The 14,416-nt window shown below is 54.1% G+C and carries 14 protein-coding genes; 2 read left to right on the forward strand and 12 right to left on the reverse strand.

Annotated elements, in window-relative coordinates; genetic code table 11:
- Positions 1–73: 73 nt before the first annotated feature.
- Positions 74–1,147, reverse strand: coding sequence for a peptide chain release factor 1 (gene prfA / locus KXU80_RS17345; protein ID WP_219834470.1), 1,074 nt, complete (start codon positions 1,145–1,147; stop codon positions 74–76).
- A 179-nt stretch (positions 1,148–1,326) separates the two neighbouring features.
- Positions 1,327–2,427: a redox-regulated ATPase YchF gene (ychF, locus tag KXU80_RS17350; RefSeq protein ID WP_219834471.1), complete on the reverse strand. Its 1,101-nt coding sequence runs from the start codon at positions 2,425–2,427 to the stop codon at positions 1,327–1,329.
- Between the two features lie 173 nt (positions 2,428–2,600).
- Here ychF and KXU80_RS17355 point away from each other — a divergent pair, with 173 nt between their 5' ends.
- Positions 2,601–2,747, forward strand: a complete 147-nt coding sequence (locus KXU80_RS17355; RefSeq protein WP_219834472.1) for a hypothetical protein — start codon at positions 2,601–2,603, stop codon at positions 2,745–2,747.
- 170 nt (positions 2,748–2,917) lie between these two features.
- Here the strand turns inward: KXU80_RS17355 and KXU80_RS17360 are convergent, their stop codons facing one another.
- From KXU80_RS17360 to KXU80_RS17405, 10 genes are all read right to left on the reverse strand, one after another.
- Positions 2,918–3,682 (reverse strand): MerR family transcriptional regulator, encoded by a 765-nt coding sequence (locus KXU80_RS17360; protein ID WP_219834473.1) that lies wholly within the window; start codon positions 3,680–3,682, stop codon positions 2,918–2,920.
- 172 nt (positions 3,683–3,854) lie between these two features.
- Positions 3,855–5,582, reverse strand: a complete 1,728-nt coding sequence (locus KXU80_RS17365; RefSeq protein WP_219834474.1) for a type 2 periplasmic-binding domain-containing protein — start codon at positions 5,580–5,582, stop codon at positions 3,855–3,857.
- 63 nt (positions 5,583–5,645) lie between these two features.
- Entirely contained in the window at positions 5,646–6,560 is a 915-nt protein-coding gene (locus KXU80_RS17370; protein WP_219834475.1) for a carbohydrate ABC transporter permease, read from the reverse strand.
- A 40-nt stretch (positions 6,561–6,600) separates the two neighbouring features.
- The gene (locus KXU80_RS17375) at positions 6,601–7,548 is read right to left on the reverse strand and encodes an ABC transporter permease (protein ID WP_219834476.1); all 948 of its coding nucleotides are present in this window, start codon (positions 7,546–7,548) and stop codon (positions 6,601–6,603) included.
- A 659-nt stretch (positions 7,549–8,207) separates the two neighbouring features.
- Positions 8,208–9,437 (reverse strand): molybdopterin-dependent oxidoreductase, encoded by a 1,230-nt coding sequence (locus KXU80_RS17380; protein WP_219834477.1) that lies wholly within the window; start codon positions 9,435–9,437, stop codon positions 8,208–8,210.
- Positions 9,438–9,483: 46 nt separating this feature from the next.
- Complete coding sequence (locus KXU80_RS17385; protein ID WP_219834478.1) at positions 9,484–10,674, reverse strand: sensor histidine kinase; 1,191 nt, start codon at positions 10,672–10,674, stop codon at positions 9,484–9,486.
- Positions 10,671–11,423, reverse strand: coding sequence for a response regulator transcription factor (locus tag KXU80_RS17390; RefSeq protein ID WP_219834479.1), 753 nt, complete (start codon positions 11,421–11,423; stop codon positions 10,671–10,673). The genes KXU80_RS17385 and KXU80_RS17390 overlap by 4 nt, the downstream gene beginning before the upstream one ends.
- A gap of 410 nt (positions 11,424–11,833) precedes the next feature.
- Positions 11,834–12,145, reverse strand: a complete 312-nt coding sequence (trxA, locus tag KXU80_RS17395) for a thioredoxin (protein ID WP_219834480.1) — start codon at positions 12,143–12,145, stop codon at positions 11,834–11,836.
- A 68-nt stretch (positions 12,146–12,213) separates the two neighbouring features.
- Positions 12,214–12,639, reverse strand: coding sequence for an RrF2 family transcriptional regulator (locus KXU80_RS17400; protein ID WP_219834481.1), 426 nt, complete (start codon positions 12,637–12,639; stop codon positions 12,214–12,216).
- Between the two features lie 96 nt (positions 12,640–12,735).
- A complete protein-coding gene (locus KXU80_RS17405; RefSeq protein WP_219834482.1) occupies positions 12,736–13,623 on the reverse strand; it encodes a DUF72 domain-containing protein in 888 nt (295 codons plus the stop codon).
- Positions 13,624–13,777: 154 nt separating this feature from the next.
- Here KXU80_RS17405 and KXU80_RS17410 point away from each other — a divergent pair, with 154 nt between their 5' ends.
- Positions 13,778–14,413 carry a DsbA family oxidoreductase gene (locus KXU80_RS17410; RefSeq protein ID WP_219834483.1) on the forward strand — a complete coding sequence of 212 codons (636 nt, stop codon included), beginning with the start codon at positions 13,778–13,780 and terminating at the stop codon, positions 14,411–14,413.
- The last annotated feature ends 3 nt before the right edge of the window (positions 14,414–14,416 follow it).

Consider the following 14,416-nt stretch of genomic DNA (forward strand, 5'->3'; position numbering starts at 1 on the left):
AGGCAGCTCCCGTTTGTTTGGTTCAAACCCGCGTTCACGCAGGCACGCTGTTGTTCCAGCTTTGCGTTTAACCTTACGCCAGGTTTTCCCGCTCCATCAATTCCGTCTGCGCCGTCAGCGTCAGTGCATTAATGATCTCGCCCATGTCGCCGTTCAGCACGGAATCCAGCTTATGCAGCGTGAGGCCGATACGGTGATCCGTCACCCGGCTTTGCGGGTAGTTGTACGTGCGGATCCGCTCGCTGCGGTCGCCTGTGCCGACTTTGCTCTTGCGTTCTCCGGCGTATTTGGCTTCTTCTTCTTGACGGCGCAGATCGGAGATACGGGCGCGAAGCACTTGAAGCGCCTTGGCCTTGTTCTCGTTCTGGGACTTGCCGTCCTGACATTGCGCCATGATGCCCGTCGGCACATGAAGCACGCGAACCGCGGACTTCGTCGTATTAACAGACTGTCCGCCCGCGCCGCTGGAGCAATACGTGTCGACGCGAATATCTTTATCCAAGATTTCGATCTCGACCTCTTCAACCTCCGGCATAACGGCTACCGTCGACGTAGACGTATGGATCCGGCCGCCGGACTCTGTCACCGGGATACGCTGTACGCGGTGCGCGCCGCTCTCGAATTTCAGCTTGCTGTACGCACCTTTACCCGTGACCATGAAAATAACCTCTTTAAACCCGCCAAGATCGCTCTCGCTGGCTTCCATGAGCTCGATTCTCCAGCCTTGGGTGTCCGCAAATTTCATGTACATGCGGTACAAATCAGATGCAAACAGGGCAGCTTCGTCCCCGCCCGCCGCACCGCGGATCTCCACGATGACGTTCTTGTCGTCGTTCGGGTCCTTCGGCAGCAGAAGCACTTGAATGACTTCTTCCAGTTCTGTTTTGCGCGTGCTCAGTTCATCGATTTCCATCTTCACCATTTCACGCATTTCATCGTCGAGCTTCTCGTTCTGCATGACTTTCGCATCGTCAAGCTGCTCGGATACTTGCTTGTATTCCGTATATGCTTCGTAAACGGGCTGCAAATCTGACTGCTCCTTGGAGAAGTCGCGCAGGCGCTTCGGATCACTTGCCACATCCGGATCGCACAACAGCTCGCTCAGCTTCTCATACCGGTCAGCGAGTGCTTGTAAACGGTCCAACACTGTCATTCACCTCTACTTTAGAATAAATCCAATGATCGTATGTTTAGTATAACATAACGCACGCCATTCCATAAACGTGACAATTTTGGAGAATATGCTGACTACAGCCCGCTTCGCCAGCCCTTGCCAGCCTATGGCGAAGAGGACCCGGCCGCCCGAGTCCCCTTCCTTTCCGATCGCTATACGTTGAAGCGGAAGTGCATCACGTCGCCGTCCTGCACCACATATTCTTTGCCTTCAAGGCGAAGCTGTCCGCGCTCTTTGGCCGCATTCATGGAGCCCGCCGCCATCAGGTCGTCGTAGGAAACCACTTCCGCGCGAATAAAGCCGCGTTCAAAATCCGTATGAATGACGCCGGCTGCCTGCGGAGCCTTCATCCCTTGGCGAATCGTCCATGCGCGCACTTCCTGCACGCCGGCCGTAAAGTACGTGTACAGACCAAGCAGCTTGTAAGCTGCGCGGATCAGGCGGTTCAAGCCGGATTCCGTCAGGCCCAGCTCAGCCAAGAACATTTCTTTGTCCTCGCCCTCCAGCTCGGCAATCTCGGACTCCACTTTGGCACTGATCGGCACCACTTCGGCGCCTTCTGCTTTGGCGAATTCGCGAACGAGATCAACAAAGCTGTTGCCGTCGGAGTTCGCAGCTTCGCCTTCGCTTACGTTGGCCGCATACAGCACAGGCTTCATCGTCAGCAGGTGAAGATCACGGACGATCGCCTTCTCTTCCTCGGAGAGTTCCAGGCTGCGCGCAGGCTGATCATTATAGAGCGCTTCTTTGATCCGTTCCAGCGTTTCCACCTCTTGCACGACCTTCTTGTCGCCGCCCTTAAGGTTTTTGCGGGAACGCTCGATTTTGCGGTCAACGGAGTCGATGTCCGCGAGGATCAGCTCGAGGTTGATTGTGTTGATGTCGCCGATGGGATCGACTTTGCCCGTTACGTGCGTGATGTTGTCGTCTTGGAAGCAGCGAACGACGTGCACGATCGCGTCAACTTCCCGGATGTGGGCGAGGAATTTGTTGCCAAGGCCTTCGCCCTTGCTCGCGCCCTTCACGATGCCGGCGATATCGATGAATTCGAATGCCGTCGGTACCGTTTTGTTCGGTACAACGAGCTCCGTCAATTTATCCAGCCGCTCGTCCGGCACTTCGACGACGCCTACGTTCGGATCGATCGTGCAAAACGGATAATTCGCGGACTCCGCGCCCGCTTGCGTAATTGCATTAAATAAAGTCGATTTGCCCACGTTCGGCAGACCCACGATTCCAGCTTTCAAAGCCATTGCAAGACACCCCTGTTCCCGTATTAAACAATCTCATGACATTATACATGAAGGGGGGGAAATAAAAAAGGCAACCCCGCGGAATATCGGCCCGCAAACGCTGTTCCTGCATGCGTCCCCCGCGATCCGAACATACTACATGCGTGCGACCATCCCCAGGAGGTGTATCCGGTATGGAAAACAAGACACATGAAGGCAACTACAAAGGCACGACCCATATGAAAGCGAAAAATCAGGACATGGCCTTCGTCAACGATAACGTCGAGGACGCGAAGTCCGTCACGAACATCGCGAACAAGAACAAGAAAACCGACCGGTAATCAGCTTCCGCCGTTATTCGTCCCCGCATCGCGTCGCGTTAGATGACTGCGGAGCGGAATCAACAAGAAACACGAAGACTCGCTGACAAACAGGGGTGCCTGCAAACCTTCGATGGCATGCGGGACACCCCATTTTTTGAGCATTATCCGCTGAAGCGGCCGCTCGTGCATTAATGCCCTGAGCCAGTGTAGATCTGAATGGCGTCTCTTAGGAATTCGGCCGTACCCGGCTGCTTGGCATCGTAATACGCCATGAACCTCGGATCGTCCACGTACATCTGCGCCAGATTTGCGTGAGCTTCCTTGCTGTACTGCGGCCAGTAGAACGAGAGCCACTGCCGGTGCAGGTCCGCCGCCTTCTGCGCCAGTTCACCCGCTGGATCCCCCGTCTTGAACGCCTCTGCAAGCGTATCCGTCACCTCCTGTGTCAGCAACGTTAGACGTTCGTGTTCTTCCTGCGTCATGTTCTTCAGCTTGGCATTCGACTTGTTCATGGTGTCGTCGCCGTACTTCTCCCGCGCTTCCTTGCCGTACTTCTGCTCGTTCTCGTCGATCATGCGCTGCTTGAACCCCTCAAACTTCTCTTTATCGCTCATTCGGATTCTCCCTTCAGCCGACGCGATCGTTTTGTCCACGTTCGCAATCAGCGCATCCAGTTGGTTTCGTTTGTCGAGAAGTTGCTGACGGTGCCGCTGCAGCGCCTTGGCGCCGTCGAAGGACGGGTCAGACAGGATGGCGCCAATGCTGTCCAGACCAAAGCCAAGCTCGCGGTAAAACAGAATCTGCTGGAGCCGGTCGACCTCGGCCTGACCGTAGATTCGGTATCCCGATCCATTTACTCTTGCCGGCTTAAGAAGGCCGATCTCATCGTAGAACCGCAGCGTCCTCGTGCTGATGCCCGCAAGCCTGCCCAGCTTCTGCACCGTATATTCCATTTCTTCACCTCCCGACAACCTCACTCTACACCTTCACGTAACGGAAATGTCAAACCCAAATTTATAGGCAGCCCGCGGGATCGCGATATTCGCACACTGAACACACAATAGACCAAACCGCTGATTCAGCAGTTTGGTCTATTGGCATTAAACCTTATTCATGAGCCTATGATTACCAGCCGATGTCATCGCGTGCTGCAGCTTTTTCAGATACATATTGGGCCATTGCCTCTACGCCTGCAGCTTTAAACTTGTCTTGAATGCCATGCAAAATCTTCAGCGCATCGTCATCCGATTTCGCGTAGCAAGCTTTGCGGAATTCCTCGTCAAAGTTCAAGCTTGCTGTTTTATCCCGGAAATCATTGTATTGCGGCCAATCTCTTTCCAGGTAAGTCGCGCTGACCTTGTCGATAATTTGAATTGGCAGTCTCTTCGAGAAGCTTGCCTCCAATTTCTCCCACTGCGTCTTTTGGTCATCCGGAATCGGCCAAGTGACTTCAGAAGAGAACGCACCCTGGAAGCTGCCAGAGAGATAGTTGAGACCTTCGTCGCGTTTTACGTCCGTATTCTCGTCAAACTTCTTTTTCATGTCCGGAATCCATTGCGGCTTTCCGTCCACCATAGTGTAATCCTTGCCTTCAATTCCCCAGTATGCGAGCAAACGGCCTTCGTCGCTGTTAGCATAATCGATTAAACGCAGCGCCGCATCCGGGTCTTTGATCTTCGCGCTCAAGAAGAGAACCGGGAATCCGGAGCGACCTGGCTTCTCTACCTGGGTCACAATGTTACCGCTCTTGTTCTTCATCGGTCCAAGCAATTCGTACTGCATTTCCGGGTTCGTTTTATAAAGCGTGTTTTGCAATTGCCCCATCATGCTTTGAGCGCCGAATACAGCCAGCTTGCCTGTAGCGAGCTTCTCATTAGCCGTTGTATCGGTATTGCTGAATGCCTCGGGATCGAACAAGCCGTTTGAGATCAACTTTCTCATGTACAGCAGGCGAGCTTCCTGATCCTTGGATTGCGTCCAGTGGATGAGCTTCCCGTCTTCTTGACGGAAATCGGAAATGTTGTAATCCGACCATCCGGACAGGAACTGGCTGTAGTCCCATCCGTTGTGCATCGTGCCGGAAGGAATGACCGGCTTACCGCTAATATCCTTGAAACTGCCGTTCTTGATCTTCGTCAGCAGATCAAGCACTTTATCTTGCGTGTCGATGTCAGCCGCATTTACATTCAAGGCCTTCAGAATATCGCCGCGGGCATAGAGGCCATAGTTCCAGTTATGGATGCTTTCAGGCGTGCCGTCCGGCGTCTGCATTGGAATGACATAGTGCTTGCCTTCCATATCGGGACTATTCAACTCGAATTCAGCGAAGTCCTTTGCAACACCTTGCGTCATCAGTTTCTTCACGTTTGGATATTTATCGAGATAAGGGGTCAAATCGAGCAGCTGACCTTCCAGTGCAGCTTTCTTGATGACTTGTCCTTCTCCGCCTGTCGTCGACCAGAAAGGCGCGTTCACGATGTCCGGAACCGTATCGGAAGCGAAGATGGTGTTCAGTTTTTCGACTTCGCTTGTCGTAATTGATTCCAGCTTTAACGTTACGCCGGTTTTCTCTCTAAGCTTCTGAGCCACTGGATTGTTCTCCTGATCCTGCGGGAAACCCGCTCCGCCGCCGTTCCAGGCGCTCAGGAAGGATAACGTAACCGGCTTAAGCGCATCGGAGCCGTTGTCTCCCGCGTTACCGGTGTTCGCTGTGTTCCCTTTATTCCCAGTGTTACCAGTTGTCGAGCCCGGGTCGTTGTTCCCCCCGTTTCCGCCGCATGCCGTCACCGTCAGTGCGAGCAGCGGGATAGCAAGTGTCAAACTAAGAGAACTTTTCAATCTGCTCTTACGCATTTGACAAACCCCTTTCGTTTGCTAATTTTTTATATATAAAAGGCTGTGCCTCTTATACTCGGACTACTCCTTGAGGGAACCTACCAGTACGCCTTTTACGAAGTATTTCTGAAGGAACGGATACACACAGATGATCGGTGCCGTAATAATGATAACGAACGTCATTCGGAGAGCTTCCGGCGTGACGCCCCGCAGCTGCATCTGGGCTTCATTCATGTTCTTGATGGAAGAACCGCTGCTCGAGCCCGTCATCGACTGGAAGGACGCTTCGCTGATCATTTTGTTTAGGAACGTGGCTGCGGGCTGGAGATTTTCGTTTTGAATGAAAAACTGCCCGGTAAACCAGTCGTTCCAGATACCTACACCGACAAACAGTGCAATCGTAGCCATCACCGGCATGGAAAGCGGAAGAATGATTCGTGCAAATACCGACAGCTCGCTTGCGCCGTCGATTCGGGCCGATTCCGACAAGCCTCCGGGAATCCCATCAAAAAATGTCTTCATGATGATTGCATTGAAAAAGCTATACAGCGACGGCAGGACCAACACCCAGTACGTGTCCAGAATGTGCAGCTCTCGGTACAGGATAAACGTTGGGATAAGCCCTCCGCTGAACAACGTGGTGAAGAAAAAGAAGAAAACGATATACCTTCTACCCGGCAAGCCTTTCCGCGAAAGCCCATAGGCCAGCAAGGCCGTCAGTATGACGGAACCCACGGTCACGATAAACGTTCGGGAAACCGAGATAAAAAACGAATTGATGATATGCGGGTTTTTGAATGCCTTGGTGTAGTTCTCAAGCGTACCTACCCTTGGCAGGAAGTAGATGCCGCCCTTCATGGCATCATAGCCGTCGTTGAATGACAGCGCCAAAAAATAGATAAAGGGATAGAGTGCCGTCAGGCAGAATATGAGCAGCAGCGTATAGTTCACCGTGGAATAAATTCGATCGGCTGCCGACAGTCTTCTCACGCCCATACCCGCACCTCCTTAGGTTTATTGCATGAATTCCGCCCGTTTACCATAGCGATACGTCACTCACCTTTTTGGAAACTTTGTTAACGGCCACGATGAGGATCAGAGAGATGAACGACTTGAACAAGCCGATGGCCGTGGAATAAGCGAATTGTCCCTGCTGGATACCTGTTTTCAATACATACGTATCCAATATTTCCGAGACGCTTAGTGTAGCAGGCGTCTGCATCAGCCAAATTTGGTCAAAGCCCGCGTTCAGAACGCCGCTGAGGGAGAAGATCAGCAGGATGCCGATCGTAGGCGTAAGCGTCGGCAGCGTAATCTTAAACAGCTTGCTCCACCGGCCTGCCCCATCCATTTCCGCTGCTTCATACAAATGCGGATCGATATTGGTCAAGGCGGCCAAATAAATGATCGACCCCCAGCCTACGCCTTTCCAAATATCCGAAATGATGACCAGCGGGTAAAATAACGACGGCATGCCCATGAAGAAAATCGGCTCCATCCCCATATGATCCCGAATGTCATTGATGAGACCTACGTTTGGAGAAAGGATCTTCTGCATCAGCGTCACGACAACGACCCAGGATACGAAGTGAGGCAGATAGGAAATCGTCTGAAAGATCCGTTTGAACTTTCCGCTCATGACGCCATTCAACATTAAAGCAAGGATGAGCGGGGCCGGGAATCCGAACAGCAGCTTAAGGGCGCTGATCGACAGCGTATTATAGAGTACCGAATAGAAGCTGGAATCGCTTAGAAACTGTTTGAAATATCGAAAGCCCTCCCACGGGCTGCCCAATATCCCGAGGTTGTACTTGAAATCCTTGAACGCAATCAAGATGCCATACATCGGATAGTAGCAAAATACCAGATACCAGATGATAGCGGGGAGCATGAATAAATAGATGTGTCTGAAGTTCCATACAGTCGCCCATGTCTTGTTCTTCTTGGACGGCAAGACCTTGCCTCTTGCTACTTTCGCGGTCATTTCTCCTCCACCTCCTACAGGATATAGCCAAAGCAAAAGCGCTTTCACGCATTTGTATGCAGTACGGTTATCCTTCCTCCCTCATCTAGATGCTTGTGTTGCTATGAATTATAATATATTAAATATATATTATATATAGTTATTGTAAATAATTGATTCACTTTCTTGTTTTAGTAGAGGATCATTTAGAGGTCCGCGCCAAGTGTAGCGCCATTTTATCTGGGAATAGATTGACGGGTAATCGCTGAAGCAAGGGCATTGCAATTGGTGCGCAGCACGAGGCATGGTCCGCCTCAAATCAGCCTTTATTCCTATACGTTCGGGGTAGTGTACCGCAACCAATATGACGAATTTCATTCCAATTTGTCGGTAAAATTGCAAATGTTGTCGACAATCGTCGGAACATAAATTTCCAATTGGTCAGTGGCGTCTTTCGTAAGTCATGAAGGTCATCCTCCACCTTTAGTGCAAGCGGTTTCAGTACCCTGATATCAATATAATATATTATATATATATAATCAATGCTTTTGCTGAAAATTGTTAGTCTCGCGTGCGATGGCATAGAAAATGGCGGCGCAAGGGTAGCTTCCCTAGCGCCGCCATTATTAAATCAATAGCTGGTTTACTCCTTGAGCCTGACCCGTTTGCCGAAAGCCGCGCTACACCCACGCATCGTTGGAGTAACCGCGCTCCTCCCAGTATCCGGTATGGTCGCTGTCGATCAGTTCAATCCGGTTCAGCCACTTCACGGATTTGTAGGTGTACATCTTCGGCACGACAAGGCGGACAGGACCGCCCAGATCGCTCGGAATCGGTTTGCCGTCGTGCATCAGCGCAACGAGCACATCGTCCATGGACGCCTGATCAAGCGTCAGCGAGTCCGTGTATACCCCATCTCCGGAGTATAGCTTTACCGTCTTCGCGCCCGGCTTTACGCCCGCCATCGCCAGGAAATCCTTCAGCTTGATGCCTTCCCATGTATTGTTGTACACCGACCAGCCCGTCACGCAGTGAAAATCGCTCACCTGCACCTCGCGCTTCAGCGCCACGAACTGCTCCCAGTTCCACTGCAGCTTCTTGTTCACGAGACCGTCGACGGTAAAGGAGAAGGTGCTGTTATCGAAATGCGGAATCGGCGTAACCGTATAAATGCGGAACGAGCCTTTGCTGCCGCCGCCAATCGGCGGACTGGACGCCGGAAGAGGCGCCGGCGCCGGAAACAGCTTATTGGCATCCGACACAGCCTCTTGATCGTAGTTCGTTCCCGAGCTCAGCTGGCTGCCGATCCATCGGAGGAACGACGGGCCGACCGCAATGGCGAGTCCTGCCCCAATCGCCGTCCTGATGAATGCCCTGCGGGACAATACAGCCTCCGGTTTGGCGGCAGGATGAAGCCCTTCGCCCGCTGCGCCCGTCTTGATCGTGCGGCGGTGCGGCTCCTTAAGCCATTTGAGACGCGTGAGGGAATGGTAGATGATATAAGGCAGGCCGACCCAGGTCAGCAGATCATGCACGTAGAGCGCATTGCTCGACCATCTCGGACCTGCGGCCTTAAACTGCCACAGCAGGAGGCCGGACAGCAGCCAGCCGACGAGCAGCGCAAGCACGATGACGACGTTGACCTTCTGCGCGGTCTTCCCCCTCAGCTGCTTCCAGTGCTTCCCCGCAAGGAGCAAATAATAGACGACCGGAAGTAGCGAAGCGATTCCGACCACGATATGCAGAAAGCGGATTACGACGCGTCCTTCACCAAGAATGCCTCGCCACAGCCCCTGGAAAAGCACTAGTCCCGTTAACGCCAAAATAACGACAATCCATCCGTTCCATGCATGCAGGGACGCCAGCTTCTTGCCGTACCCTTTGCGAATCGCAGCCAGCCATTTTGCCATGCCATCGTCCTCCTCATTAACTATTTCCTTGCCGCAATCCCCGCGATTACGCCCGATCGCGCTCCTCCGCATGCGGCTGCGACCCATCTACGCCGGGTACAGTGAACCAGAAGACGCTGCCGTCTTGTCCGCCTGCGTCCAAGCTGCCGCCGCGAACAACGCCGATGCTGCCTCCCGCCTGCTCCACGAGCGATTTGGCAATGGAGAGGCCAAGGCCTGCTCCTCCGCTCTGGCTGCCCCGCGACCGGTCCACCCGGTAGAACCGCTCGAATATCCGCTCTCGATCCTCGTCCGGCACGCCTTCGCCTTCATCGGAAATGCCCACGTAGACAGCACCGGACAGCTTGCGGTAAGCCTCTATACGCAGCACGCCGCCCGGCGGAGAATAGCGAACAGCGTTCTCCAGCAAATTCTGCAGCACACGCCCGAGCGACTGCGGGGCGATTCGGCAAACCAAGGTCTGCTGAGGGAGCGATATATCCAGCCGAAGCGACTTCGCTTCCATGGACGGCGCAAACCGGGGCAGCACCTCTACCAGCGCATCTTCCAGCACGCAAGCGTCGGCATCCGGCGAAGCCTCTTGGCCCGAGGCCGCGGCACGCTCCGTTTCGGCCGGACGACTCGCGGGCTTCTCGGCGTGCTGGCCAGAAGTTCCGGCACCGCGCGCCCCTGCATCCACCTTCGCGTCCAGCGTGGAAATTTCGAACAGCTGCTGAATCAGCTTGCCGAGACGGACGCTTTCGCTGCGGATCGTGCCCAGGTACCGGCGCTTCGTCGGTTCATCCTGCAGAATGCCATCCTCCAGCGCCTCGGCATAGGCCTGCAGCGAAGCAAGCGGCGTGCGCAGGTCATGCGCCATGTTCGCTACGAGCTCGCGCCTTGCCGTCTCCACGGCTTGCAGCTGCCGGAAGCTCTGCTCCAGTTGATCGCCCATCTCATTGAACTGGCCGGCCAGCGTCTTCAGCTCGGCAGGCCCTACTAGCGGCACGCGCACGCTAAGGTCTCCCCTTGCGATGCGGGCCGATCCTTCGCCTACTCGCCGAACGGCCGCTTCCACAGGCCGCACGAGCATGAAATGCAGCAGGCCCGACAACAGACCCGCGCCGAGCGATGCCAGCGTCAGCCATATAAATTGCCGCTCAGACAAGAGCATGTAACGGTAAAGAAACAATAGAATAGCGACGATCAGCAGAATGCTCATCCCGTTGGCGAGCAGCAAATACACCCGAAGCTTCATGGCTGACCCTTGGCATCGAATTTGTAGCCGATGCCCCAGACCGTCTTAATCCAGCGCGGTTCGGACGGAACAGGCTCCATTTTCTCCCGCAGCCTGCGGATATGCACCGTCACCGTCGTCGTGTCGCCCTCGAATCCAATATCCCATATCCCGCTGAGCAGCTGGCTGCGGGAGAAGACGCGGCCCGGCGAGCTCGCCAGCGTTAAGAGCAGGTCGAATTCCTTGACCGTCAGCTCCGCCTCCGTTCCGCAGGCCACTACGCGCCGCTCGTCGGGGAAGATCGCCAGGCCGTCGAACTGCAGCGCGGCCCCGAACTCGGGGCCATGGCTGCTTTCGCCGCCGCGATGTGCGGGCCCGTTTCCCGCTCCGGCGGAGGCTGCGGGCCGCTGCGTGCGGCGCAGGATGTTCTTGACGCGCAGCACGAGCTCCCGCGGACTGAATGGCTTCGTTATGTAGTCATCGGCGCCCATCGTCAGCCCCAGCAGCCGGTCCGGCTCCTCGCCGCGCGCCGTCAGCATAATAATCGGCACGTCGCTGTGCTGGCGCACCGTCTCGCATACCTGCCAGCCGTCCAGCTGCGGCATCATGAGATCCAGAACGAGCAGATCGGGCGCATGCTGCTCCCATAAGCGAAGCGCTTGCATCCCGTCATGCGCGACCAGCACCCGGCAGCCTTCCCGCTCCAAATATCGCCGGCACACGTCCGTAATATTATTTTCATCGTCGGCAATGACAATCGTTCCGTTCAAAACGCCGCCCCTTTCCCTATCAGGCAACAAGTTCCTGCTCTCATTATAACGCGCCTCGGGAGCGAATGCTTAATTCCTCTGTAAGCTTCATCGTCAGCTTATCAAGCCTTCATAACCGAAAAAGAACAAAATCCTTACGAAAGTATAAACTCACGATACTGACAGTCAAATAAAGCAAAAAAGAACGGCCCAATCGCAATCACTGCGAAAAAGGGCCGTTCTTTTTGTTGTGTTTGTTAATAAAAGTCTACGGAAGGTTTGCCCGAAGGGAGGTACGGAGTCGGAATAGCGTCAGCGATCGCCTTTGTAAACGAATTTCTACCGCTAAATCACTTCTATAATCGAGAAATCCGACTACAACAGCGAATGGAGACCCGTACCGCCCGGAGGGCATTCTATCCCGTGGTCTTTTAGATTTGTCCTTGGATTTTGTTTTTCAACGCATCTTTGGACTGCAAACCAACCATTTTATCAACAGGTTGGCCGTCTTTGAAGATGATCAGCGTAGGGATGGACATTACGCCGAATTGGGAAGCCAGTTCAGGCTCTTCGTCTACGTTGATTTTACCGATTGTTGCCGCGCCTGCCAGCTCGCCGGAAAGCTCATCAACGATTGGAAGCTGCATTTTACAAGGTCCGCACCATGGTGCCCAGAAATCAACGAGCGTTACGCCGCTCTCGATGCTTTGATTAAAGTTTTCTTTTGTCAGTACTTGTGTCATGGTAAATCATCCTCTCTACAATAAATTCGAAGCTATGGGAAGGGTAAACCCGTCTCACCGTAAAGCAATTAACATTGCTCGCATTCCTTGATTTGACCCAGGACGTCAGAAATCGTAATGCCGCCAAAGTAAGCTTCGAGCTGCTTCTCCGCCTTGCAGAAAATCCCATCCATAACTTCCTGCATATTGGAGCCGACCACGCAATCCATATCCGGATCGCCTGAGCACCAGCTCGGAATCACGGAGCCCTGCGCCATGAGCCGATAAATATCGGCTAGGTTGACGTCCGCCGGATCCAGCATCAGCCGATATCCGCCGCCCGCGCCTTCCCGCGTATCGACATAACCGCCGCGTTTCAAGCAGCTCATTACTTTGCGGATTCGAGCCGGATTAGTGGATACATTCTCGGCGATGGCCTCACTAGGCGCCATACGCTCCGGCAAGAAAGCCAAGTAAACTAAACTGTGGACGGCAATGGTGAATTCGCTGTTCATGGTTAACGGCACCCCGCTTTGTACTGTAATCATATCAGTTACAGTTGAAGTTGTCAACGGCGGTTGTCTTCTTATTTTGTAAATAAATCAGATCGTTTATTCAAACAAGCTCAGCTGTTCCGGTTCCTCCTTGGGCGGAGCGAGCTCGAAGGAGCCGCGCGGCGGTAGCTGGCCAAGCATCGCCATCAGTTGCAGAGCATTATCGGCCGCATCGTGACCGCTCGAATTGTTATTGAAGAGCACGCATACCGATTCCGACAACCGCGTGAGCCGGCCTAGCCGCTCCGCCCATTCCAACAGCTCCGCTTCCTGGTAACGGTACAGGTAGCGCACGTCCCGCCAGTTGGGCTGCCCCGCCGATTCCCAGCCGCCCGTATTGCGTCCATGCAGACGCACCAGCGTCAAATCGTCGTTCGTTGCCGCCTCCACGATCGGGATCGAACCCTCACCCGCCTGCGGTTCGTCGCATACCGTATGAATCCAGCCTTCCCGGCGTTCGAAAGCAAGCGTCTTCTCCCGCATGCCATCTGCGAACCAGCTCTGATGGCGGAATTCGAGTGCGCAGGGCACTTCGCCCATCCGAGCTTTGGCCGTGCGGAGTATATCTACGTTCGGTTTCGAGCAGGCGAACCAAGGCGGATATTGGAACAGCACCGCAAGCAGCTTGCCTGCCGCCTGTATAGGTGCAATGGCTTCCAGGAACGCTGCAAACATCGTCTCTTCGCTCTCGAAGGGTTGATGACGCTTATGGCCGCGGGCATGTCCCGTCATCCCTTGGTAGGCTTTAATGACGAAGCGAAAATCCGCCGGCGTATCGCTCGCCCATTTCTCCATCAGCTGGGGTGCTTGAATGGCATAGAAGGTGCTGTCTACCTCCACCGTTCGAAACCACTGCGCATAAGCGGGCAGCTTGTTTCGCGCCCCGCCCGCTTCCCTGTATAGCTCCGAATGGTCGCCCCAGCCGCATAATCCGATTTCAATCACGTGCTTCACCTCCGCCTTACGCAACCTGCCCTTGCTTGATTCCGAAATCTGCATTAGCATGGATATAGTTAAGTGTACTGTTCTTTGTTTTGGGAAACAACAGCTCCTGCCCGAGCTGACCCGCTATTATATAGGGAAAGGTTGTCGCGATCAGATGCATATTGACCTCTATTCCGACGTTGTTTGTCCTTGGTGCCGCATCGGCAAGCAAAACCTGGCCCGAGCACTCGAGAAATGGGCGCAGATCAATGATGAACCGGTCACCGTCTCCTACCATGCGTATCAATTGGATCCCGACCTACCTGAGGAAGGCAGCAGCTTTAAAGAAGTCATGACCAGGAAAGCCGGCGGACCCGAGTCGATGAGACGCGGCATCGAGCATCTGACCGGAGCTGGCGCAGCAGTCGGCGTCACGTTCCATTTTGATAAAATAAGCCGGATGCCAAATACTCGGCTTGCGCATCGCCTGGTTGCAATCCTTCCGGAAGATTCGAGGGAAACAGCGGTTGAGGCGCTGTTCAAAGCGTATTTCGAAGAAGGCATTGATATCGCGCAAATGCATGAAATTATTGCGATAGCCGAACGGCTCGGCTTTGACGGAGCCGCAACGCGGACTCGGCTGGAACAAGGTGAGGGCGCGGAAAGCGTAGATGCTGACCTCAAGCGCGCACAGCAAATCGGCGTGACCGGCGTGCCGTTCTTCGTCTTCAACAATCGCTACGCGCTGTCCGGCGCCTATCCAGCCGAAGAGCTGCTTGGCTTGATGGGCGGCGCGCGAAGCGGCACCTAAACT

The organism is Paenibacillus sp. R14(2021), assembly GCF_019431355.1.
GTDB lineage: Bacteria > Bacillota > Bacilli > Paenibacillales > Paenibacillaceae > Paenibacillus_Z.